This window comes from Duganella sp. CF402 (genome assembly GCF_900109645.1).
In the GTDB taxonomy this organism is placed as follows: Bacteria; Pseudomonadota; Gammaproteobacteria; order Burkholderiales; family Burkholderiaceae_D; genus Rugamonas.
Genome location: NZ_FOBG01000002.1, coordinates 172,441 through 192,364, shown reverse-complemented (window position 1 = coordinate 192,364; position 19,924 = coordinate 172,441). Strand labels below are relative to the sequence as shown.

Sequence of the window (19,924 nt, the reverse complement as noted above, 5' to 3'; positions counted from 1 at the left end):
GCGGCTTTTTTGTTATTCAGGCTTCAGGTTTTTCTTGAAGAAGGCTTCAATCTTGCCGTACACGTGGCGCTGCGACGGCCGGCCCGACAGGCCGTGCTTGCCGCCCGGGTAGGTCATCAGCTCGAACTGCACGTTGCGCTTCACCAGCGCATCGATCATGCGCGTGGTGTTGGTGAACAGCACATTGTCGTCGGCCATGCCGTGCATCAGCAGCAGCGGCGATTTCAGACCGTCGAGATGCGAGTACACGCCGCTGTATTCATAGCCGGCCGCGTTCTCTTTCGGCGTGCCCATGAACTGCTCGGTGTAGTGGGTGTCGTACAGCGACCAGTCGGTCACCGGCGCCACCGATACGCCCATCGCGATCTTGTCCGATGCTTCCGCCAGCAGGCGCAAGGTCATGAAGCCGCCGTAGCTCCAGCCGAACACGCCGACGCGCTTGGCGTCCACGTAGCTTTGCTGGCCCAGCCATTCCACGCCGGTCAGCTGGTCTTCGATTTCCACGCGGCCCAGTTGATGGTAGTTGGCGTCGGTGAAGGCGCGCTCGCGGCGGCCCGAACCACGGTTGTCCAGGCGCCAGACGATGAAGCCTTGCTGCGCCATGTACTGGTCGAAGTAGTTGCCCCACTTGCGCTGCACGTGCTGCGAGTGCGGGCCGCCGTAGGTGAACAGGAACACCGGATATTTCTTGGCCGGGTTGAAGTTGGCCGGCTTGATCATCGAGTAGTACAGGGTCTGGCCATCCTTGGCCTTGAGCGAGCCGTACTCGGTTTTCAGATGCGCATCGAGATACTTGCCGTACGGGTGCTTGGCGTTCAGCTCGTTGTGCTCCAGCCATTCGATCATGCTGCCGTCCGGACGGCGGATGCTCACTTGCGGCGGCGTGTCCGGGTTGGAGAAGGTGTCGACAAACACTTCGCCGTTGCGCGCGAATGAGGTGTTGTGCCAGCCGTCGCCTTGCGTGAGACGTACTGGTTTGTCGGCGCTGCTGCCATCGAGTTTCAGCGCATAGGTCTGGTTGTCGATCACCGCGTCGCGGTTGGATTCGACGAACACGCGGCCGCTCTTTTCATCCACGGCCAGCAGCTGTTCCACGCCCCATTCGCCTTTCGAGATCGGGTGCAGCAGCTTGCCGTTCATGTCGTACAGATACAGGTGCTTGCGGCCGGTGCGTTCCGACGACCAGATGAAGCCCTTGTTGTTGGACAGGAAGCGCAGGTCGTCGAAGATGCTGACCCAGGTCTTGGCGGTTTCGGTGAGCAGCACTTTTTGCGCCAGCGTGGCGGCATCGACCGACACCAGTTCCAGCGTCTTCTGGTCGCGGCTCTGGCGCTGGAACAGCAGCGCCTTGCTGCTGGCGGCCCAGTCGGCGCGCACCAGATAGATATCCTTATTGGCGCCGAGGTCGACGTCGCGAATCACGCCGGTTTCCGGCGAGACGATCTTCAGCTCGACCAGCACGTTAGGATCGCCGGCGGCCGGGTAGCGCTGCTCGATCACGTCGGTGCGGTCGGCGTAGATTTCAAAGCGGCGCGCGATCGGCACCGGGCTTTCGTCGTAGCGCTTGTAGGCGATGGCGGAATCGTCCGGCGCCCAGTAGTAGCCGGTGGTCTGGCCCATTTCTTCCTGCGCCACGAATTCAGCTTCACCGTTGTGGATGGCGTCCTTGCCATCGGTGGTCAGCTGCTTTTCCTTGCCGGTCGCCAGTTCGATCACGAACAGGTTCTGGTCGCGCACGAAGGAGACGTAGCGGCCTTGCGGCGAGATCTTCGGATCGAGCACATTGCCCGAAGCGACCAGGCGCGCCTGATCCGGCTTGGCGGCGTCGACCAGATACAGGTTACCCGCGATTGGCACCAGCAGGCGCTTGCCGTCCGGCGACCAGCTGTAGTTGAGAATGCCCTTGAACGAAGCGATGCGCTCACGCTCGCGGCGCGCCTTTTCGGCGTCGGACAGTTTTTCTTCCGCCACCAGGATCTTGGAGTCGATCAGGCGGTGCGTGCTCTTGTCCTTGAGGTTGTATTCCCACAGGTCGAGCTGGAACTGGTTGTCGTCGCGGCCGCGCAGGAAGGTGACGCGGGCACCATCCGGCGAGACTTTCAGGCTGCGCACGCCGGGGCCGCTGAGCGAGGATTCGCCGTGGATGCGGTCCAGCGTGAGTTGTTCGGCCGAGGCTTGGGTCCCGGCCAACAGGGCGAGGGAACAAAGAAGGAAGCGCATGGTGTTGTCTCTTGGTTGCAGAATCCGAGACGATACCAGAGCGCACCGCCGGTGGCGAGACGGCAAGATTGGGAATCAGCGCCCTAAAACCGTTTTTCCTTCGGCCACCCGGCGTGACGCCAGCCGTTGCAGGGCCCAGCTGAGCAGCACCGCCGCGACTGTCAGTCCGATAGTCAGGCCGATCCAGAAGCCGGCCGCCGCCATGTCGTGGCCCAGTCCCAGCCAGCAGCCCAGCGGCAGCGCGAAGCCCCAGAACGCCAGCAGCTGGATCTGCATCGGCGCGCGCGTCACCTTGTAGCCGCGTATCGCACTCGATGCCGCAACCTGGGTAGCATCGAATAATTGAAACAGCGCGGCAAACAGCAGCAGGTAGGCGCACAGCGCCTGCACCGCCAGATCGGAGGTGTAGGCGGCGGCGATCTGCTGGCGCAGCAGCACCATCAGCAGCGCCGACAGCGCGCCAAACGCCAACGACATGCCGACGCCGACCCACGAGACGAAGCGCGCGCGCACCGCATCCCCTTCGCCCATCGCCTGGCCGACGCGGGTGATCAGGGCGATGCCAAAGCTGAGCGGCACCATGAAGGTCAGCGAGCTGAAGTTGAGCGCGATCTGGTGCGCCGACACTTCCACCACGCCGTAGCGCGCCACCAGCAGACTGACCGCGCCAAACGCGCTGACTTCGGCAAAGTAGGTCACGCCGATCGGCAGGCCGAGGCGCAAGGTGGTGCGGATCTCGGGCCAGTGCGGCCATTCCCAGTGGCTGAACGGATAGGTGGCGCGGTAGGCCGGGGCGTAGCGGATCCACAGCAGCATGGCGCCCAGCATCAGCCACATGCACAGGCCGGTGGCGACCGCGCAGCCGACGCCGCCCAGCTTGGGCAAGCCGAAGTGGCCGAAGATCAGCAGCCAGTTGACGATCACGTTGAACAGCAGGCCCAGCAGGGCGATCACCATCACCGGCTTGGTCTCGTTGATGCTGGCGCTGTAGCCGTACAGCGCGCGGTAGGCGGCCAGCGGCACCAGGCCGATGCTGATGAAATGCACGAACAGCGTGGCCTGGGCCTGCACATGCGGCGTCAACTGCAGGTAGTCGAACACCAGGGTGGCCAGGTTGGCCAGCAGCGCCGCCGCCACGCCCACGCCGACGCTGGCCCACAGCGCCTGGCGCACCGTGTGCGGCACCTTGTCGAGTGCGCCGGCGCCGACATCGTGCGCCACGATGCTGTTGACCGCCATCATGATGCCGGTCACCGTCACCAGGATGATGCCCCACACCGAGGCGCCCAGCGCCACGGCCGCCAGCTCGTCGGCGCTGGCGTGGCCGGTCATGGCGACGTCGGCCACGCCCATGCCGACATTGGCCAGCTGGCCGATCAGCACCGGCCAGGCCAGTTGCCACAGGGCGGCGATTTCACGGCGGACGTTGGGCAGGGTGAAGGTATGCGGCATGGGGGAAACCCGGGGTTACAGAAACTAGCAATTTTACTGTGTTGGCAACAGCTTTGCGCGTTATGATGCTGGCTCATCCATTGGAGACGGACCATGCACCCATTCCTCGCCGCCGCCGTCGCCGCTGTATTGGGCACCACCAGCGTGGCCGCCAGCGCCGGCGACATCACGCTGTACACGCGCGCCCATCTGGGCGGACCCGCCATCACCCTGCACGAGGCCGTTCCCGACCTCGACCTGCAAGGCTTCAACGACAAGACTTCCAGCGTGGTGGTGCACAAGGGCACGTGGCAAGTGTGCGCGGAAAAACACTACAAGGGCAAGTGCATGGTGCTGAAGGAGGGCGAGTACGGCGAGCTGAAAGGCTTCGACGATATGATTTCCTCGGTGCGCGAGGTCGAGCCCAGGAAGGCCAAGTAAGGAGCGTGTCACGTGGAGTACAAGGATTACTACCAGACCCTGGGCGTGGCCAATTGCCAGTAGGGCTAAATCGTCGGTAGACCTTGGCGTGCAAAATACGTACAAAATTTGCGAACTTTCGGCTAGCTTATTGCACCTTCGGAAATGACAAAGCGCCCATTGCGGGCGCTTTTGCTATCTGGGCCTTACGGATCACTTCTTAGCGAAGCCTTTGCGCAGCGCGCCGCTCATCACTTCGATCTGGGCGTCCAACTCGCCAGCCGATACAGCAGCTTTCAGCGTTTCCAGCGTCGGAATCAGGTCAGCTTGCGTGGCCAGCTCGATAGCCGCTTTACCCTTCGACAGTTCCAGCGGCTTAGTGCCGTATTTGACGACCAGACACAGCTTGCCGCTGTCATCAGTAAACCACCAAGGCTTAACGCGCTTCGGCATTTCAACGCGCTTGCTCTCGCCGGATTCCTGATCCTTCACGGTGCGAATACGCGTCGCGCGTACACGCCGCCTTCCTGCTGGGCTTGCGCGTAAGCGACCTGCTCGTTCAGTTTTGCGATCAGCATGTCACGGCGACGTGCGATTGGCGATACAGGGGCAGGGCGTTTTACGGTAACGATTTTCAAGCTGTTGAGCAGGGACATTTTTGCCATCCTTAATAGTTGTTCATGTAAAGGATGGTGCGCGATAATTAATAAAAAATCAACAAAAAAGTGACTGTATGACGCAACAGGTGTCGGCTCAACAGACATTTGCCCATAGCTGTTTAACGCCTCTTCAATAATTAGAGCGTAGTACTTCTCCTAGCGCCTTCATGGTCTGCGTAAATTGTGACGCTGATTCATGGTGAATCGCTTCAGCGTGCTCACGATTTTCTGAATAGGCTATAGAAGAAACAGTGGAATGTAATGAACGAAGTTCAGATCGCAAATTGTCATCAAAAACACGCTCTACAAGACAACTCAGTTTCTGATTTTGCAATCTAAAACCCTCGTCCAAATCAGGTCCAAGCCTATTTTTCTTCCAATCCTTATTAGTCCGGTAAGCCTCTAAATCGGAGAGATAGATCCTTGCAGAAAAACGCATCAGATCATGAAAGCAATCTTGTACCTGAAGGATTGTCTCGCGCTGAAATGCTCTTCGACGCTCATCACGCTCATCCCGAGTTTTTGCAGATTGCAAGCTTGCCGCATTACGACTGTTAATTGTAGTAGTTGCGATGCTGGTCAACGCCCCGACCGCCGCCCCGCAGAGTGTACCTATAAATGCCCATGTGATTGGTTCCATTTCCGCCTACGCAGTTAAAAAGACAATCGATACTATCATTTTTTATTACCGCGTCGTGAAGCTACCTCGATAGCTCTTATGTAGCTGAAATCAATCGAGGTATCATCAATCCGATAGACATAAAAGCAAGAGGTCATACCGTTATGCTCTTTATCTCGGTCCCTAAAGAAATAAGCAATACCCTTCCCTGACTTTGTACTTTCTGCGGGCATATCGCGGTCATATTCTTGGAGTAGTGCGGCTAAATCGCTTTGGTCTGAAATGTTTTTTACACTTTCACCGTCCGATAGACCATTTAATATCGCTTTAAAATGCGCTTTTGCCGCAGTTTGCGTTGCCCAGAATTTTCCATTTGAAAGTAGTACAGATTTAGCCATACAATCTCCACGCCCTATATGAATCTATAACGACGACATAAAAGACCATTCAAAACAATGGATATTAAGTTAATTTCGCACGTCTAGTGAACGGGCATTCGGACTAAACGACCTTCCTGCGACTAGATCCTCTCTTTCCAATAACGGATTTATTTCCGATGTGGCAAATATTAATTGAAAATCAACATCAAAACCTTCACATTCGTTAACGATAATCTCTTGGAGCCGGTGACTGCGTTCCTTCTCCATGCCTCCATCATCTATCCCGTCAAGCATCATAAAACGCGGAACACGCATGTACGGGTGTTTGATGCTGGCAGTTAATAACGCTAAGTGGAAAATGTGTCTCAACACGACAGCCGAACTTTCGGAGAAATTCTTTGCGCCATTCACATAAACAGCATTCTCAACAAAGTCGAATATTACTTCGCGAGGATTTTTGAATTCTTCTTGCAATGGTAGATCTAATTTTAGGAGCCTTTGCATAGCACTGGAAACAGTCGCTGCTACTTCTGCTTTGCGGCTATCTTGACGTACCGCGAGCTGGCGCACTCGGTCTTCTAGTTTGATCTTTTCGTTATGTAATAAATCACGCTTGGCTTGTAATTCTGCAATAACCGCAGCTAGCTTTTGGCGTTCGTAAGCTTGACGAATTTCTTCGTCCAAATTACCAATTTTCCTAGCGGCTTCTTCAATTGCCAGTTCAACCTCACTTGACCAAGACGACTCCAGATCACGATACTTTCGTTCTAACGCCCGTAATTGATCCGTAATCAGCGGAATATTTGTTCTTAACTCTTCGATATTTTTTTCTCGCCCTTCTAATAGCGATTCTGACTCTTTTAATTGGACGTTTATTTCATTTCTCATCCTTAGTAACTGCATTTCACCTCGGCCATCGCCTAATTCCTGCGTGCAAAGATGGCAGTGATCGTGATCCTTTTCACTAAGTAATGGCGAGAGGCAGCTTGGGCAGAAATCAAATCTTAAGTTGCCAAAATAAGAGCGGGTTTCTTTCGATTCATCTAAATTCTGTAATCTTGCACGCAACTCGGCTACGAACATTGTAGAATCAGTTTGATCAAGTTCTAAAGAATGCAGTTGATCTTTAGCTTCAAACTCTTTGCGGCGTATATCGTTAAGCTGCTGTCGTAAGTTATCCGGAAAGGCTTGTGCAGCTTTTCGTTCCTTGTTGTTGATAGTACGCTTCTGCTTAAGTTCTATCAAATTAGCAGACTGCTGAGTGCGCGCTTCTTCAAGTTCGGTGATTTTGATGTTTAAAAAATCCAAACTTTCTGACTGCCCTGAACGACCTAAAACATTGTAAATGCTACGTAATTCGCTTTCCTGTTTTCCTAAAAGCGAATCGATCTCCCTCAACCTTAATTGAGCAGAATATAATTCGTCATCATAGACTCCACAAAGATACCCACCAACCATATCGCGAGTTAACGGCGTATCGAAACTATCTAGGCGAAATATGGGACTGTGAACTGATGGCTGGTCTGCGTACAGGACCCTAAGTAGCTGATGTAGCGTAAGATTTGACGCGCCATCACCTTGGGCTTGGGGCATCTCAAGCGCCTCGATCAATGCCTGTGAGAAGCTAATCCGATGTGCGCTGCGCAAAAATGGGTACAATTCCCAATCTTGCGAGCCCGCTTTGAGCGCTGATTCCAGGGTTCCCCAATAAATTGCCATCGGCCTTTTCAGGCTTTCGCTAATTTCTCTTCGTAAAGTGGCTACTTTTCCGTTAAGCTCGACTTCTACAAGGGTATCTGTACACATTAGTGCCTCTTGCTTCCACCGGATGTTTTCAGCACCAAGTGAAAAAGCAAGCATATCCATTATAGTAGTTTTTCCACTACTATTTCGACCACGAATTACGTTTACGCCCGCGTGAAACTCGCAATCAAAGGCTTTATGCCCGCTTTGAAAAACTATTAGTCGGTTTATCTTAAGTGTTGGTTTATATAAAGTCATATCTGTATTCCATTAACTCGGTTCTGTGCTTCAATCCGTTTACTCCCAGAAGAGGAATTGTCGATAATTCATCGAGCACGAAACGAGACACATTGTCGTGTGATTTTACAAATGACCTAATGTATGAGTTTAATGAATCCGGGATAGGTAATTTTGTACGAGTAACATATCCAACTTCAAAGCGATCTAGATCAATAAGGCTTGCCGCCGCGATACATTTTAGCGCCGCGTCTTGAATGAATCGCATATCTCGGAACGTCGTTCTTATATTAATAGGGTCATGATACTGATTACTGAGAAGCTTGGCTTCTTTCCGAATAGGGGTCATCCCTTGAGGGATCTTGACTTGTGTAACAGCAGACGGATAAAGAAGGAAGAATTCAAGTATTCGTGCTTTATCGATCTCCAAATCTTGCACTTTGTCAATTACAGCTAGTAATCGGAAAATGCAATGATAGGCATCATATCCCGGGTGGTAAATCAGCATTTATCCCACCTTATGTGGCAATTTCCACCAAGGAAATATATTAAAGAAAAGAGATCCTTTGCGGTAATTTCTAAAAGGTTTTCCCCAAGTATAGATTTGGTATCATTTATAACCTTTAAGATAGCTTGATCGATTGCCGCTCGTCCAGCTTCAATTTGAATCATTGGGGTTGCGGTTAGCATAAAATTGGTATGGAGCTCATCCAGAACAATCGTAAAGATTCGTTGTGCTGTACTAGATGTTTGCCTTCGCATGATCGCCTTAAAGGCACTTTCCTTCATTGCCTTGGCGACTGAAAGTTGATCGAGACGACCACTCTCCTGAAGTTTTGCTTCAAGGCCGCGAACGTCTCCGTCCGTCGTGCTAGTCATGTAGTGCTGAAGTTGCTCACAAAATCCTCCGGCTGTATCTTTATCGGGATCGTCTTGCCTGAGTTTGATATACAGCCTTGTGAGTTCGCTATTCCCTAGGGCAAGGGGAGATGAGAAATTGAAGTTGTTTTCGGTTTTGTTGCCACCGACAAGGTCGCCGGTTACAACGTTGTCGTTCTGTTCGCTCACGGTTTGTTGTTCTTATGCATGTCGCCTGCGACCATGTCACCGCCAACAAAGTTGCCAGTTTGCTTAACTTTGGTGGTTCGGCTCGAATCGACGAACCGCTTAGAGTATGCTATCCGCACCGTCCAACCCGCACCAAGCCCAGCAATGAATGTGCCTACGTGCGTCGCCAAAGATGTCCAGTCCATCACTTCTCCTATGCCATGAAGTATTACCAAAAGTCGTTTGTAGTCAATTCTCCTACGATTTTTTCATTTTCGCAACATTTTGTGCTCAATAGCGTAAGAAAATTCCTACAGCCAGCTGGATAGTGACCACGGGCGACGTCAATGTTGCGGCTGAGGTTGGATATCTTCACAGATGCGAACTACTGCATGTGGCCTAAGAGATAAAGTGTGGCGGTACATGAGCGTAATGAATTTTTAAAATAAGAAAATAGCGAAATCCTTATATTTTAAGCTAATCGATTGAAAGTAAAGGGATTTCGCCATTAACGATTTTCGGTTGATTTCTAAAACAAAAGAACTCACCCTTGGATACATTAAATCCTTTTGTTTTCGATATGGCACAGGAAAAAAATCACCGAAAAGAACTTAGGGGTACCTTTCGTTCATTGCAATTAAACGGCACGCAGCACGCAATCGAGCAATGCTCACTTGGCAGGAATCCGTGTTGGGGAGTTGCTGCGCTGTTGGTCGAGGATGTGCTGTCCGAGGCAGCGCTGGCAACCTTGGCCACGACTTAGGGCTGACCGTATCTGCCTACACGTTCCGAGCTTTTTCGGTAGACTGATAGTCAAAGCATACGGGAGCCCGCAACGTGGAATACAAAGATTACTACCAGACCCTGGGCGTGGCCAAGACGGCCAGCGAAGAGGACATCAAAAAGGCGTACCGCAAGCTGGTACGCAAATACCATCCCGACGTCAGCAAGGAAGCCGACGCCCAGAAGAAAACCCAGGAAATTAACGAAGCCTACGGCGTGCTGGGCGACGCGGAAAAACGCGCCGCCTATGACGACCTCGGGCGCGGCCAGCAGTACCGCGCCGGCCAGGAGTTCCGTCCGCCGCCGGACTGGGGCCGCGGCTTTGGCGGCGGCGCGGGGGGCTTCGGCAGCGACCCTGCGAGCAGCGATTTCTTTGCCGACCTGTTTGCCAACCTCGGCGGCGGCCGCCGGCGCCAGCCGCCCCGGCGCGGCGAGGACAGCCATGCCAGCATCACCATCGAGCTGGCCGACAGCTACCACGGCGCCACCCGCACCGTCAGCCTGATGCTGGCCGAGCGCGATGCGCAGGACCGCATCGTCACGCGCGAGCGCAACCTCAGCGTCAACATTCCGGCCGGCGTAACCGCCGGCCAGCAGCTGCGGCTGGCGGGGCAGGGCCACCCGGGCGCGGCCGGGCCGGGCGACCTGTATCTGGAAATCCAGTTCCGCCCCAACCCGCGCTACCGCCTCGACGGCCGCGATGTGTACCAGACGGTGCCGGTGGCGCCGTGGGAGCTGGCGCTGGGCGGCGAGATCGAGGTGACCACGCCGTCCGGCAAGGTGAACGTGACGGTGCCGGCCGGTTCGCAGAGTGGGCGCAAGCTGCGCCTGCGCGGACGCGGCATTCCCGGCAAGGAAGCCGGCGATTTATACCTGTTGCTGGAAGTGGTGCTGCCGCCCGCGAATAGCGAGCGCAACCGCGAACTGTACCAGACGATGGCGCGCGAGATGGCGTTCAATCCGCGCGCGGGAGGATGATCATGGGACAAGCAATCGTGATGGCGGTGCTGGTCGACGAGGCCGCGCTGACCCTGGAAGAACTGGCGCAAGCCTGCGCCGTGGAGCCGGACTGGGTGGTGCAGCATGTGCGCACCGGTATTCTGCTGCAGGACGCTTCGCCGCATAGCGGCGGCTGGCGTTTCAGCAGCGCCGACCTGGTGCGGGCACGGCGCCTGTGCCAGATCGAACGCGACTTCGAGGCCAACGATGACGTGGCGGCGCTGGTGGTCGACCTGTCGGAAGAAATCAGCCGCCTGCGCCGTAAGCTCAACGCGGCCGGAGTGAGATAGGCGCGGCCACCGCCATCCCGGCCGGCGCGTCCGGCTGCGGCGGCTTTGGCTTGGCCCGGGACTTGCGCGGCGGTTGGCCGACGGCGGCCGGCGCGGCATCGCTGACGCCATCCGCCGCGTGGGCGTAGGCGGGCACCGGGTCGCCGTGTGCGGACAGGCATTGCGCGCCATCGGCTTGTGCCGCCGCCGCCGCGCCCGGCTGGGTCAGCGCCATGAATTGCTGCATCAGCCAGCGCGTGGCCGGACCGGGCTGTTCGTCGCCGCGCCGGATCACGTACAGCGGGAAGCTGAAGGCGCTGCCCTCGGGAATCTGCAATTGCACCAGCCGGCCCGCGTCGAGGTCCCACTGCACGAACTCGAGCGGCATATTGCCCCAGCCGATGCCGTTGCGCAGCAGCGCATGCTTGGAGCTGAGGTCGCCCAGGCGCCAGTCGCGCAGGGCCAGCACGCCGAAGTCCTGGCCTGCCGTCAGCGTGCTGCGGTCGGTCAGTACCAGCTGGGTGTGTTCGCGTAGCACTTCGGTCGGCACGATGCCCTCGATCTGCGCCAGCGGATGGCCGGGCGCCACCACCGGCACCATCGTCACGAAACCGCAGGCCTGGCGTTCGATCACGTCCGGCGTGCCCGGCATCCAGCCGCTGATGCCGATGCGGCAGGTGCCGTCCATCACCAGCTGGGTCACCGCGCCCAGCGCCTCGGTGCGCAGGCGCATGGAGACGGTCGGGAATTCCTTCTGGAAGGCGTGCAGGATGCGCACCAGGGTGCAGGTCGAGAACATCACGTCCACCACCAGCGACACCTCGGCTTCCAGCCCGGCCGACAGCGCCTTGGCGCGGGCGCGCATGCCGTCCACCTTGAGCGAGACGGCGCGGGCGTCGGCCAGCAGCGCCTTGCCGGCCTCGGTCAGGGTCGGCTTGCGGGTACTGCGGTCGAGCAGCGCCACATTCAGCTGTTCTTCCAGGTTGGCGATGGTGTAGCTGATCACCGACTGGGTACGGTGCAGGGCGCGCGCGGCATGGGCGAAACCGCCGTGGTCGATGACGGCGATAAACACGCGCAACTGGTCAAGGGAGGGAAGGCCGGGATCTCGCATGATCGATTTTATCGATAGGTAAAATAGAAATAAACTGTATTTACTCGATATTATAATCGTTTTACGATGCGTTCATTCCCTCACCGAAAGGACACCGCATCATGGCAAAAGTACTCCACATCGACAGCAGCGTGCGCAGCACCGGCTCCCTGACCCGCCAACTGGGCAGCGAATTCATCGCCAAGCTGAAAGCCGCCGACGCTTCGACCACCGTCGTCACCCGCGACCTGGCCACCAGCCCGGTGCCGCACCTGACCGAGCAAATGCTGGGCGCTTACTTCACCCCGGCCGAGCAGCGCAACGCCGAACAAGCCTTCACCATCAAGACTTCGGACACCCTGGTGGACGAACTGCTGGCCGCCGACACCATCGTGATCGGCGCACCGATGTACAACTTCTCCGTGACTTCCGGCCTGAAAGCCTGGATCGACCACGTGGCCCGCGCCGGCCGCACCTTCAAATACGGCGCCAACGGCCCTGAAGGCCTGGTCCACGGCAAGAAAGTGATCGTGTTCGTCGCCACCGGCGGCGCCTACAGCGAAGGCCCTGCCGCCGCCTATGACCACACCACCACCTACCTGCGTTCGGTGCTGGGCTTCCTCGGCATGACCGACGTCACCTTCGTCGTGACCGAAGGCGTGGCGATGGGCGAAGAGGCCGTCGCTGCCGCGCTGGCCAAGAGCCGTGCCCAGATCGAGGCCATTGCTGCCTAAGCAATAATCCCGCTCCGTGCGGTATCATGGGGGCTTACAGCAATGGAGCCCCCATGAAACGGAATCTGCATCTCTTGATGATAGACCCGCAAAACGATTTTTGCGACCTGCCGGAAAACTATCGACCGATCGACCCGGTCAGCCGCCAGCCGCTGGCGCCATCGCTGCCGGTACCTGGCGCCCACCAGGACATGCTGCGCCTGGCCTCCCTGATCAATCGTGGCCGCGCCGGCCTGAGCGCCATCAGCCTCACGCTCGATTCGCACCACCGTTTCGACATCGCCCACCCGACCTTCTGGATCGCCGCCGACGGCGCGCCGGTCGCCCCGTTCACCGAAATCACCGCCGCCGATGTGCGCGCGCAGAAGTACACGCCGCGTCATCCCGCCGCCTTGCCGTTGACCCTCAACTACCTCGACCAGCTGGAAGCGGCCGGCCGCTACAAGCTGATGGTATGGCCGGTGCATTGCGAGATCGGCAGCTGGGGCAACAACGTCCACGCCGATGTGCACGCCGCCTACAGCCATTGGGAAGAAGCGTCGCTGGGCATCGTCGCCAAGCTGGCCAAGGGTTCCAACCCGTGGACCGAGCACTACTCGGCGGTGCAGGCCGAGGTGCCGTACGCCGACGATCCCGACACCCAGTTCAACACCAAGTTCGTGCGCACACTGGCCGAGGCCGATCGCATCTACGTGGCCGGCGAGGCCGGCAGCCATTGCGTGAAAGCCACGGTCGAACACATCGCCGATTATTTCGCGGCCGAGTACGGCCCGGCATCGCTGGCCAAGCTGGTGCTGGTGACCGACTGCATCAGCGCGGTGAGCGGCTTTGATGCGCAATACCAGGCCTTCCTGCAAGCCATGCAGGCGCGCGGCGTGCAGCTGATGCAGTCGGCCGATGTGCTGCCGGAACTGCTGACGAACGCGGCCGCCGTGGAGAGCGCATGAAGCAGCCCATCGTCCGTAGCTTGCTGGAGACGGACCTGTACAAATTCACCATGTGGCAGGCGCTGCTGCATGGCCACCCGAACTCGCACACCGAGTACGAATTCGTGTGCCGCAACACGCCGGCTTTCCCGCTGGCCGACCTGCGCGAGGAAGTGGAGCGCGAGCTCGACCACCTGTGCTCGATGAGCTTCCGCGACGACGAACTCAGCTATCTGCGCGCGCTGCGCTACATGAAGAGCGACTTCATCGACTTCCTCACCGTGTTCCGCTTCCAGCGCAAGTTCATCGAAGTGGGCGTGGCGGGCGACGCCCTGGCCATCCGCGCCGCCGGCCCGCAGGTGCACGTGATGGGCTTTGAAATCTACGTGCTGTACATCGTCAACGAGCTGTACTTCCGGCGCTTCGACGCCAGCGCTGCGCTGACCGAAGGGCGCGCGCGGCTGGGCGCCAAGATCGCCAAGCTGCAAGCCTTCAGCGCCGAGCCGGCACTGCGCTTCCCGTTCGAGTTTTCCGACTTCGGCACGCGGCGCCGCTACTCGGCCGTGTGGCACGACGAAGTGGTGCAGCGGCTGGCGCGCGAAGTGCCCGAGTATTTCAAGGGCACCTCCAACGTCTACCAGGCCATGCAGTTCGGCCTGATCCCGATCGGCACGATGGCGCATGAATACATGCAATCGTTCCAGGCCTTCGGCGTGCGCCTGCGCGATTTCCAGAAGGCCTCGCTGGAAGCGTGGGTGCAGGAATATCGCGGCGATCTCGGCATAGCCTTGACCGACGTGGTGGGGATGGACGCCTTCCTCGACGACTTCGACCTGTACTTCGCCAAGCTGTTCGACGGCCTGCGCCACGACTCGGGCGACCCGGTGCTGTGGGGCGAGAAAGCCATTGCCCACTACGCCGCGCTGCGCATCGACCCGGGGACCAAGCGGCTGGTGTTCTCGGACGGCCTGAACCTCGACAGCGCGCTTGCCTTGTACCGCCACTTCAACGACCGCATCATGACCGGCTTCGGCATCGGCACCCACCTGACCAACGACGTCGGCCTGGCGCCGCTCAACATCGTGATGAAGCTGGTGTGCTGCAACGGCCAGTCGGTGGCCAAGCTGTCCGACTCGCCCGGCAAGACCGTGTGCAAGGACGAAACCTTCCTGGCCTATCTGCGCCAGGTCTTCAACCATCCGGCCAGCGCATGACCCCTTTATTCCTGCTGAATGCCGGTATTTATCTGGTCGTCGGCATCGGCTTGTTGCTGGTGTGGCAGCGCCATCGCACGCAAACCTTCGCGCGCGACATCGGCTGCTCGACGCTGTTTGCCGCGCTGCTGCCGCTGGGCTACCTGACGAACGGCCTGGCGCCGGCGCCGTGGAATGCGCTGGGCCTGCCGCTGGTGGTGCTGGGCGCCGTGCCCAACCTGCTGTTCCTGGCGTCCGGTGTGATGCGGCTGTCGGGCCGGCGCCTGCCGTATGGCGCGGCCGCGCTGATCGTCGCGCTGGCGCTGTCGGCACTGCTGCTGCCGCCGCTTGAGATGCGGCTGCTGTGCTGGGCCCTGTTCAATCTGAGCGTGCTGCTGACCGTGGGCGCGCTGGCGACGCGCTGGCTGTGGCATGCCGGCAGTGCCGTGCGCCTGGCTGGGCCGTTGCTGATCGGGCTGGGGCTGAGCCAGTTGCCGCTGATCGTCTATGGCGAGCAGGGCCTGGTGCCCAACCTGGTGCTGGCGACGCTGCTGCGTGCCTCCATCGGCGCGGTGTTCGGGCTGTCTGCGCTGGATGGCGCGCTGCGCGAGGCCGGCAAGCTGGCGGCCCGCTTCCAGCTGCTGACCGAGCACGCGCAGCAGGGCGTGGCGGTGACGGACGGCGAACGCATCCTGTACGCCAACCCGGCGGTGCGGCGCATCTACGGCATGCCGCTCGGCCTCGACAATCACACCGAATTTGCCAAGCTGCCGCCGCAAGCCTTCAATGTGGAATTGCTGCAGCGTTACCACCGTCAGGTGCAGGACCGGCCGGGCACGGTGGCCACATGGGAAGGGCGGCGCGAGGTGGCCGGCGGGCGCGTGCTGGAACTGCGCTTCGAAGCCTGGCGCGTGGAGTGGGACGGCCAGCCGGCCACCCAGGTGCTGATCACCGACGACACCGAGCGCAACGCCAGCGCCCGCGAACTGTTGCACCAGGCCACGCACGACAAGCTGACCGGCCTGCCGAACCGCACGGTGCTGATGCAGCGCCTCAAGGAGTATTGCTACCTGACCGACGGCGCGCTGCAATGCACGCTGGTGGTACTGAATATCGACCGGTTCAAGCTGTTTAACGAGAGCCAGGGTCTTGTGGCCGGCGACCAGCTGCTGGTGGCCTTTGCCGGGCTGCTGCGCGACGCCCTGGGGGCGGGCGCCGAGCTGATGCGCTTGGGCGGCGATGAATTTGCCGTCATCGATCCCGATGGCGCCAGCGTGCGCGAGCTCGGTATCCGCCTGCGCGGCGCCTGCGCGCGGCCGGTGCGGCTGGCCGGCGGCGAATACGTGGTGGACGTCTCAATGGGCGTGGCCATCTTCCCCGACCATGCGGTCGACGCCGAAGCGCTGCTGCGCGCCGCCAACGCTGCCATGTACCAGGCCAAGCGCATCCCCGGCACCGCGCTGGCGCTGGCTGAACGGCGCTACGCGCAATTGACGGGCATGGCGCTGGAAAACGAACAGGCGCTGCGCAAGGGCATCCGTAACCATGAGCTGTATCTCGACTACCAGCCCAAGATCGACGCTGTCAGTGGCAAGCTGCTGGGCTTTGAAGCGCTGGCGCGCTGGCAGCGGCCCGGCATCGGACTGGTCAGCCCGGTGGAATTCATCGCGATTGCCGAGCGCACCGGCCTGATCTCCGAGCTGGGGGCGAGCTTGCTGGAGCGCGCCTGCTGCCAGATCGCCGTCTGGCGCGCCGAACTGGGCACCTGCGTGCCGGTGGCGGTCAATGTGTCGCCGATGCAGTTGCTGGACCAGGGCTTTCCGCAGTTGGTGGAGCGGGTGCTGCGCGAGACCGGCATCCCGCCCGCCTGCCTGACGCTGGAGATTACAGAAAGTGCGGCGGTCGAAAACCTCGAGTCGACCCAGATTCAGCTGAACCACTTGCGCGGACTGGGTATCGCGCTGGCGATGGATGATTTCGGTACCGGCTTCTCATCGCTGAGCATGCTGCGCGAGCTGCCGCTGAGCACCTTGAAAATCGATCGCGGCCTGATCTCGCCGTTGCCGGCGCCCGATGCGGTGGCGGTGGTGACGGCGATCTGCCAACTGGCCTCGGCACTGGACTTGCAGGTGGTGGCCGAAGGCATCGAAACGCTGGAGCAAGCGATCGCCGCGCGTGACGCTGGCTGTCACGCCTTGCAGGGATATTTCTATGCGCGGCCGCTGGCCGTGGCCGACGCTGGCGACTGGTTGCAGCGCCAGTGCGGCGCCGGAGCGTGCGCTGGCTGCGCGGCTTAGCGTTGCCTAAGCGTCAGGCGTCACGCGCGCCGTAGCCGCCCATGATGGAATCGGCCTTGTCGCGCTCGTCCTCATCGTAGATATCGACCGTCAGCATGGCGCCGCTGCGCTGGCGCGCGGCGGCGGCGGCGGCCGGGCCGCCGGGCGTGAGCGAATCGAGCAGATTGCCGACCGTGCTGGTGGCCACGCTGGGCGGCAGCGTGGTGTGCTTGGTCAGCTTGACGCTCGATTGCGGGAAACCGCTGGAGAGCAGGGCGCTGCGGGCGCTTTCGGCGTCGGTCAGCTGTTCGAAGTTGCGGTGGATGGTGCGGCTCATGATGGCCTCCTGTTGAGACACATGTGCGGGGCGGCCGTCAGAAACCGGCCACCACGGTGGTGAAATGCTCTACCTTGGGCGGCTGCGCGAAGTGGCTGCCGACCAGCCCGCGCCAGTCCTGGAAGCCGGCGCTGCCACGGAAATCGACCGTGTGGTTTTCCAGCGTCTGCCAGCCGATCACCAGGTGATAAGTGTCCGGTACCTCGATATCGCGGTCCAGCCGCATCGACAGACAGCCCTTGGCGGCCTTGAAAATCGGCACGGCCTGGGCCACGGCGGCCTGGAAGGCGTCATGGTCGGTGGGTTTGATGTACAGCTCGGCGATCTCGTAAATCATGGCAATTCCAGACAGTGGGCGGATGCTCTATTGTGCCTCAACTGGCGGCGCCGTGCGCAGGATGAAACGCATGGCCTGTTGCGCCAGCTCCTGCACATCGGCGCCGCTGCCCGGCTTGTACCATTGGACCGTCCAGTTGAGCGCGCCGAACACCAGCAGGCGGTCGAATTGCGAGGGCGGGCCCCAGGCGCCGGAATGGTGCAGCGCACTAATGGCACGGTCCCAGACCGCCTCGTAGCGGTCCTTGAGCGCGACCAGGCGGGCGCGCGAGGCTTCGTCGAGCGAGCGCCACTCGTACAGCAGCACGGCGACGAAATGGTTGTCGGGCGCGAGCAGGGCGTGCAAATGCAGCTCGACCAGCCGCTGCAGCAGGGCGCTGGGCGCCAGCGGCTGGGCGGCGACCGTCTCGATCTCTGCCAGCGCGTGCTGCAGGCCCTGTTCCATGATGGCGGTGAGGATATCCTGCTTGGTCTTGAAGTGGTAAAACCAGCTGCCGGCCTGGATGCCGGCGGCGGCGGCAATATCGCGCACCGTGGTGTTGTCATAGCCCTTGGTGCGGAACAGCTGGGCCGACTTCTCGATCAATTCGGCGCGCAAGCCGCCGCCTTCCCCTTTCTGGGGCCGCCCGCGTTTCTTCGGGCCAGGGACAGCGAGGACGGCGGCATCGGGCATGGCGGTGTCGGTAGCTGGTGGGATGACAGTGTCATTTTAATGCAGTGTTGGCATGGATTTCACAAAACCCGCTACCGTGTGCTGCGGCGCAACAACAACTGTGGCATGGCGCACCTTTGATGTGCATCATGCCGCTTCCAAATGGCCGGCCTACGCTCGACGGTATGACAGAGGAGGCGACCATGAACGCGCTGGCTCAGCTTGACACACCCTATCGTGCGGCGGAGGATGAAGAAATGGATACTGCTATCGACCTGCTGAGGCAGGATATGGGCGCGAGATTCGATGAAGTTAACGCCCGAATCGCCGACTCGCGAAAGGAGGTGATCGAAAACACGCGGCTGGTCGAGGCCAAGATCAGTGAATTCCGCAAGGAAACATTGGACAACTTTAAAGCAGTCGAGGCCCGGATCACCGAGTCGCGCCGGGAAACGTTGGAGACTCTCAAAGCGGTCGAAGGCAGAATGGCCGAATCCCGGCGAGAGACGCAGGAGAGTTTCAAGCTAATCGAAGCCAGGATGGTGGAATCACGGCGCGAGACGCAAGAGAATTTCAAGCTAATCGAAGCCAGGATGGTGGACTCCCGGCGCGAGACACAGGACAATTTCAAGCTAATCGAAGCCAAGATTTCGGACTCTCGCAAGGAGGCATCCGATAATTTCCGGCTGGTGGAAGCCAAGATTGACGAGTTGCGCCGCGAGACCACCGCGCGCCTTGAAACCTTGCAGGCCGAGAGCCGTAGGCAGATGGAGCACAGCGACGTGCAGTTCCGCTGGCTGGTGGGCGTGGTCGTGGTAGCCGTGCTGAGCATGGCTACCCTGCTGGTCAAAGCAGGTCATTTATAAGGAATTGGTGCCGGTATATTTCCCGACCGCCGGCGCCGGTAGTAGCCGCCTCGAGGGGGCTAATTAGTCGTTCCATGTGAGAACTGGGGCCATCATAATGGCCGAATATGACGGGCGTTTGACGTGCATGGCGGGGCGAGGCAAAGTACTGTAAAATAGGAAATCTGTGGGGACGACCTGGTTTCGACGTGGGTTGCAAAGCAGAGCAGGGCATACCGAGGCCTGGTTACCTCGTAAATACACCCAGAAATCAATAACTGCAAACGATAACTCGTACGCACTGGCAGCCTAAGGGCTGTTAGCTCCTAAACGCTTCTTCCCTGGGGCGGACCGTTAAAAGTCATGGAGTCATTTACAGGGAATCGCGTTGTAACGGGTCACTTGAAGCAACGCTAAATCTAAGGTGAATCGCTGGTACGTAACGTGCACATCCGTGCCGTGCCGGTTAAATTAAATGATAGTGCTAAGTATGTAGAACTGTCTGTGGAGTGCTTGCGGACGCGGGTTCGATTCCCGCCGTCTCCACCATCCGGATGAAAAAAAAGGCCCGGCGCTGATGCGCTGGGCTTTTTTTATTTCGCCGTCGCTGTGATAGCTAGAAGTAGCGCGGGTCGTAGTGCCATTTGCGGAGGGCCGTCGCCATGATGCGCTCCGTTGAGACTTTAGCGTAGCTCAAGTGAGCGCATGGGGTAACTGAATCAGGT

The 19,924-nt window shown here is 59.2% G+C and carries 20 protein-coding genes and 1 other RNA gene; 9 read left to right on the top strand and 12 right to left on the bottom strand.

The features are described 5' to 3' along the window. Positions 1-12: 12 nt before the first annotated feature. Positions 13-2,220, bottom strand: coding sequence for a S9 family peptidase (locus BMZ70_RS18930; RefSeq protein ID WP_092278286.1), 2,208 nt, complete (start codon positions 2,218-2,220; stop codon positions 13-15). Positions 2,221-2,295: 75 nt separating this feature from the next. After that, positions 2,296-3,672 carry an MATE family efflux transporter gene (locus BMZ70_RS18925; RefSeq protein WP_092278284.1) on the bottom strand — a complete coding sequence of 459 codons (1,377 nt, stop codon included), beginning with the start codon at positions 3,670-3,672 and terminating at the stop codon, positions 2,296-2,298. 93 nt (positions 3,673-3,765) lie between these two features. On the opposite strand from BMZ70_RS18925, the gene BMZ70_RS18920 reads away from it, so the two are divergent. Beyond that, positions 3,766-4,092, top strand: a complete 327-nt coding sequence (locus BMZ70_RS18920; protein WP_092278283.1) for a beta/gamma crystallin-related protein — start codon at positions 3,766-3,768, stop codon at positions 4,090-4,092. 192 nt (positions 4,093-4,284) lie between these two features. On the opposite strand, the gene BMZ70_RS28915 is transcribed toward BMZ70_RS18920, so the two are convergent. The 6 genes from BMZ70_RS28915 to BMZ70_RS18895 form a co-directional block, all read right to left on the bottom strand. Next, entirely contained in the window at positions 4,285-4,524 is a 240-nt protein-coding gene (locus BMZ70_RS28915; RefSeq protein ID WP_229205501.1) for a DUF6641 family protein, read from the bottom strand. A 336-nt stretch (positions 4,525-4,860) separates the two neighbouring features. Next, positions 4,861-5,370, bottom strand: a complete 510-nt coding sequence (locus BMZ70_RS28085) for a hypothetical protein (protein WP_130301114.1) — start codon at positions 5,368-5,370, stop codon at positions 4,861-4,863. A gap of 35 nt (positions 5,371-5,405) precedes the next feature. Further along, positions 5,406-5,747, bottom strand: coding sequence for a DUF3223 domain-containing protein (locus BMZ70_RS18910; RefSeq protein ID WP_092278281.1), 342 nt, complete (start codon positions 5,745-5,747; stop codon positions 5,406-5,408). A 69-nt stretch (positions 5,748-5,816) separates the two neighbouring features. After that, positions 5,817-7,730: an AAA family ATPase gene (locus tag BMZ70_RS18905; RefSeq protein ID WP_092278279.1), complete on the bottom strand. Its 1,914-nt coding sequence runs from the start codon at positions 7,728-7,730 to the stop codon at positions 5,817-5,819. After that, positions 7,717-8,217 carry an ABC-three component system middle component 5 gene (locus tag BMZ70_RS18900; RefSeq protein WP_092278278.1) on the bottom strand — a complete coding sequence of 167 codons (501 nt, stop codon included), beginning with the start codon at positions 8,215-8,217 and terminating at the stop codon, positions 7,717-7,719. The genes BMZ70_RS18905 and BMZ70_RS18900 overlap by 14 nt, the downstream gene beginning before the upstream one ends. Beyond that, positions 8,211-8,777 carry an ABC-three component system protein gene (locus BMZ70_RS18895; protein ID WP_092278276.1) on the bottom strand — a complete coding sequence of 189 codons (567 nt, stop codon included), beginning with the start codon at positions 8,775-8,777 and terminating at the stop codon, positions 8,211-8,213. The genes BMZ70_RS18900 and BMZ70_RS18895 overlap by 7 nt, the downstream gene beginning before the upstream one ends. A gap of 816 nt (positions 8,778-9,593) precedes the next feature. Between BMZ70_RS18895 and BMZ70_RS18885 the strand changes: the two genes are divergently transcribed. Beyond that, positions 9,594-10,517: a DnaJ C-terminal domain-containing protein gene (locus tag BMZ70_RS18885; RefSeq protein WP_092278273.1), complete on the top strand. Its 924-nt coding sequence runs from the start codon at positions 9,594-9,596 to the stop codon at positions 10,515-10,517. A 2-nt stretch (positions 10,518-10,519) separates the two neighbouring features. Continuing rightward, on the top strand, positions 10,520-10,828 hold the full coding sequence (locus BMZ70_RS18880; protein WP_092278272.1) for a chaperone modulator CbpM: 309 nt from the start codon (positions 10,520-10,522) through the stop codon (positions 10,826-10,828). On the opposite strand, the gene BMZ70_RS18875 is transcribed toward BMZ70_RS18880, so the two are convergent. Then, positions 10,806-11,882, bottom strand: coding sequence for a LysR family transcriptional regulator (locus tag BMZ70_RS18875; protein ID WP_373922524.1), 1,077 nt, complete (start codon positions 11,880-11,882; stop codon positions 10,806-10,808). The genes BMZ70_RS18880 and BMZ70_RS18875 overlap by 23 nt on opposite strands. Before the next feature lie 140 nt (positions 11,883-12,022). Here BMZ70_RS18875 and BMZ70_RS18870 point away from each other — a divergent pair, with 140 nt between their 5' ends. From BMZ70_RS18870 to BMZ70_RS18855, 4 genes are read left to right on the top strand one after another with little or no spacing between them, the layout of a single operon-like run. Next, positions 12,023-12,634: an FMN-dependent NADH-azoreductase gene (locus BMZ70_RS18870; protein WP_092278269.1), complete on the top strand. Its 612-nt coding sequence runs from the start codon at positions 12,023-12,025 to the stop codon at positions 12,632-12,634. 53 nt (positions 12,635-12,687) lie between these two features. Further along, complete coding sequence (locus BMZ70_RS18865; protein ID WP_092278267.1) at positions 12,688-13,581, top strand: cysteine hydrolase family protein; 894 nt, start codon at positions 12,688-12,690, stop codon at positions 13,579-13,581. Next, a complete protein-coding gene (gene pncB, locus BMZ70_RS18860) occupies positions 13,578-14,774 on the top strand; it encodes a nicotinate phosphoribosyltransferase (protein ID WP_092278265.1) in 1,197 nt (398 codons plus the stop codon). The genes BMZ70_RS18865 and pncB overlap by 4 nt, the downstream gene beginning before the upstream one ends. Next, positions 14,771-17,050, top strand: coding sequence for a putative bifunctional diguanylate cyclase/phosphodiesterase (locus tag BMZ70_RS18855; protein ID WP_092278263.1), 2,280 nt, complete (start codon positions 14,771-14,773; stop codon positions 17,048-17,050). The genes pncB and BMZ70_RS18855 overlap by 4 nt, the downstream gene beginning before the upstream one ends. A gap of 13 nt (positions 17,051-17,063) precedes the next feature. On the opposite strand, the gene BMZ70_RS18850 is transcribed toward BMZ70_RS18855, so the two are convergent. The 3 genes from BMZ70_RS18850 to BMZ70_RS18840 are packed head-to-tail and all read right to left on the bottom strand — an operon-like array spanning position 17,064 to position 18,375. Continuing rightward, on the bottom strand, positions 17,064-17,366 hold the full coding sequence (locus BMZ70_RS18850) for a hypothetical protein (RefSeq protein WP_092278261.1): 303 nt from the start codon (positions 17,364-17,366) through the stop codon (positions 17,064-17,066). Between the two features lie 37 nt (positions 17,367-17,403). Further along, complete coding sequence (locus BMZ70_RS18845) at positions 17,404-17,703, bottom strand: antibiotic biosynthesis monooxygenase family protein (RefSeq protein WP_092278259.1); 300 nt, start codon at positions 17,701-17,703, stop codon at positions 17,404-17,406. 27 nt (positions 17,704-17,730) lie between these two features. Continuing rightward, positions 17,731-18,375 (bottom strand): TetR/AcrR family transcriptional regulator, encoded by a 645-nt coding sequence (locus BMZ70_RS18840; protein WP_092278257.1) that lies wholly within the window; start codon positions 18,373-18,375, stop codon positions 17,731-17,733. 182 nt (positions 18,376-18,557) lie between these two features. On the opposite strand from BMZ70_RS18840, the gene BMZ70_RS18835 reads away from it, so the two are divergent. Then, entirely contained in the window at positions 18,558-19,220 is a 663-nt protein-coding gene (locus BMZ70_RS18835) for a hypothetical protein (protein ID WP_130301116.1), read from the top strand. A 168-nt stretch (positions 19,221-19,388) separates the two neighbouring features. Next, positions 19,389-19,748: a transfer-messenger RNA gene (gene ssrA / locus BMZ70_RS18830) on the top strand. Positions 19,749-19,924 lie beyond the last annotated feature (176 nt).

Bases quoted from the DNA above. Each gene is read 5' to 3' on its own strand.
- BMZ70_RS18900 (WP_092278278.1), bottom strand. From the start codon at position 8,217: ATGCTGATTTACCACCCGGGATATGATGCCTATCATTGCATTTTCCGA.
- BMZ70_RS18850 (WP_092278261.1), bottom strand. From the start codon at position 17,366: ATGAGCCGCACCATCCACCGCAACTTCGAACAGCTGACCGACGCCGAA.
- BMZ70_RS18920 (WP_092278283.1), top strand. From the start codon at position 3,766: ATGCACCCATTCCTCGCCGCCGCCGTCGCCGCTGTATTGGGCACCACC.
- BMZ70_RS18870 (WP_092278269.1), top strand. From the start codon at position 12,023: ATGGCAAAAGTACTCCACATCGACAGCAGCGTGCGCAGCACCGGCTCC.
- BMZ70_RS18925 (WP_092278284.1), bottom strand. From the start codon at position 3,672: ATGCCGCATACCTTCACCCTGCCCAACGTCCGCCGTGAAATCGCCGCC.
- BMZ70_RS18910 (WP_092278281.1), bottom strand. From the start codon at position 5,747: ATGGCTAAATCTGTACTACTTTCAAATGGAAAATTCTGGGCAACGCAA.
- BMZ70_RS18930 (WP_092278286.1), bottom strand. From the start codon at position 2,220: ATGCGCTTCCTTCTTTGTTCCCTCGCCCTGTTGGCCGGGACCCAAGCC.
- pncB (WP_092278265.1), top strand. From the start codon at position 13,578: ATGAAGCAGCCCATCGTCCGTAGCTTGCTGGAGACGGACCTGTACAAA.
- BMZ70_RS18835 (WP_130301116.1), top strand. From the start codon at position 18,558: ATGAACGCGCTGGCTCAGCTTGACACACCCTATCGTGCGGCGGAGGAT.
- BMZ70_RS28915 (WP_229205501.1), bottom strand. From the start codon at position 4,524: ATGCCGAAGCGCGTTAAGCCTTGGTGGTTTACTGATGACAGCGGCAAG.
- BMZ70_RS18880 (WP_092278272.1), top strand. From the start codon at position 10,520: ATGGGACAAGCAATCGTGATGGCGGTGCTGGTCGACGAGGCCGCGCTG.
- BMZ70_RS28085 (WP_130301114.1), bottom strand. From the start codon at position 5,370: ATGGAACCAATCACATGGGCATTTATAGGTACACTCTGCGGGGCGGCG.
- BMZ70_RS18840 (WP_092278257.1), bottom strand. From the start codon at position 18,375: ATGCCCGATGCCGCCGTCCTCGCTGTCCCTGGCCCGAAGAAACGCGGG.
- BMZ70_RS18855 (WP_092278263.1), top strand. From the start codon at position 14,771: ATGACCCCTTTATTCCTGCTGAATGCCGGTATTTATCTGGTCGTCGGC.
- BMZ70_RS18905 (WP_092278279.1), bottom strand. From the start codon at position 7,730: ATGACTTTATATAAACCAACACTTAAGATAAACCGACTAATAGTTTTT.
- BMZ70_RS18845 (WP_092278259.1), bottom strand. From the start codon at position 17,703: ATGATTTACGAGATCGCCGAGCTGTACATCAAACCCACCGACCATGAC.
- BMZ70_RS18865 (WP_092278267.1), top strand. From the start codon at position 12,688: ATGAAACGGAATCTGCATCTCTTGATGATAGACCCGCAAAACGATTTT.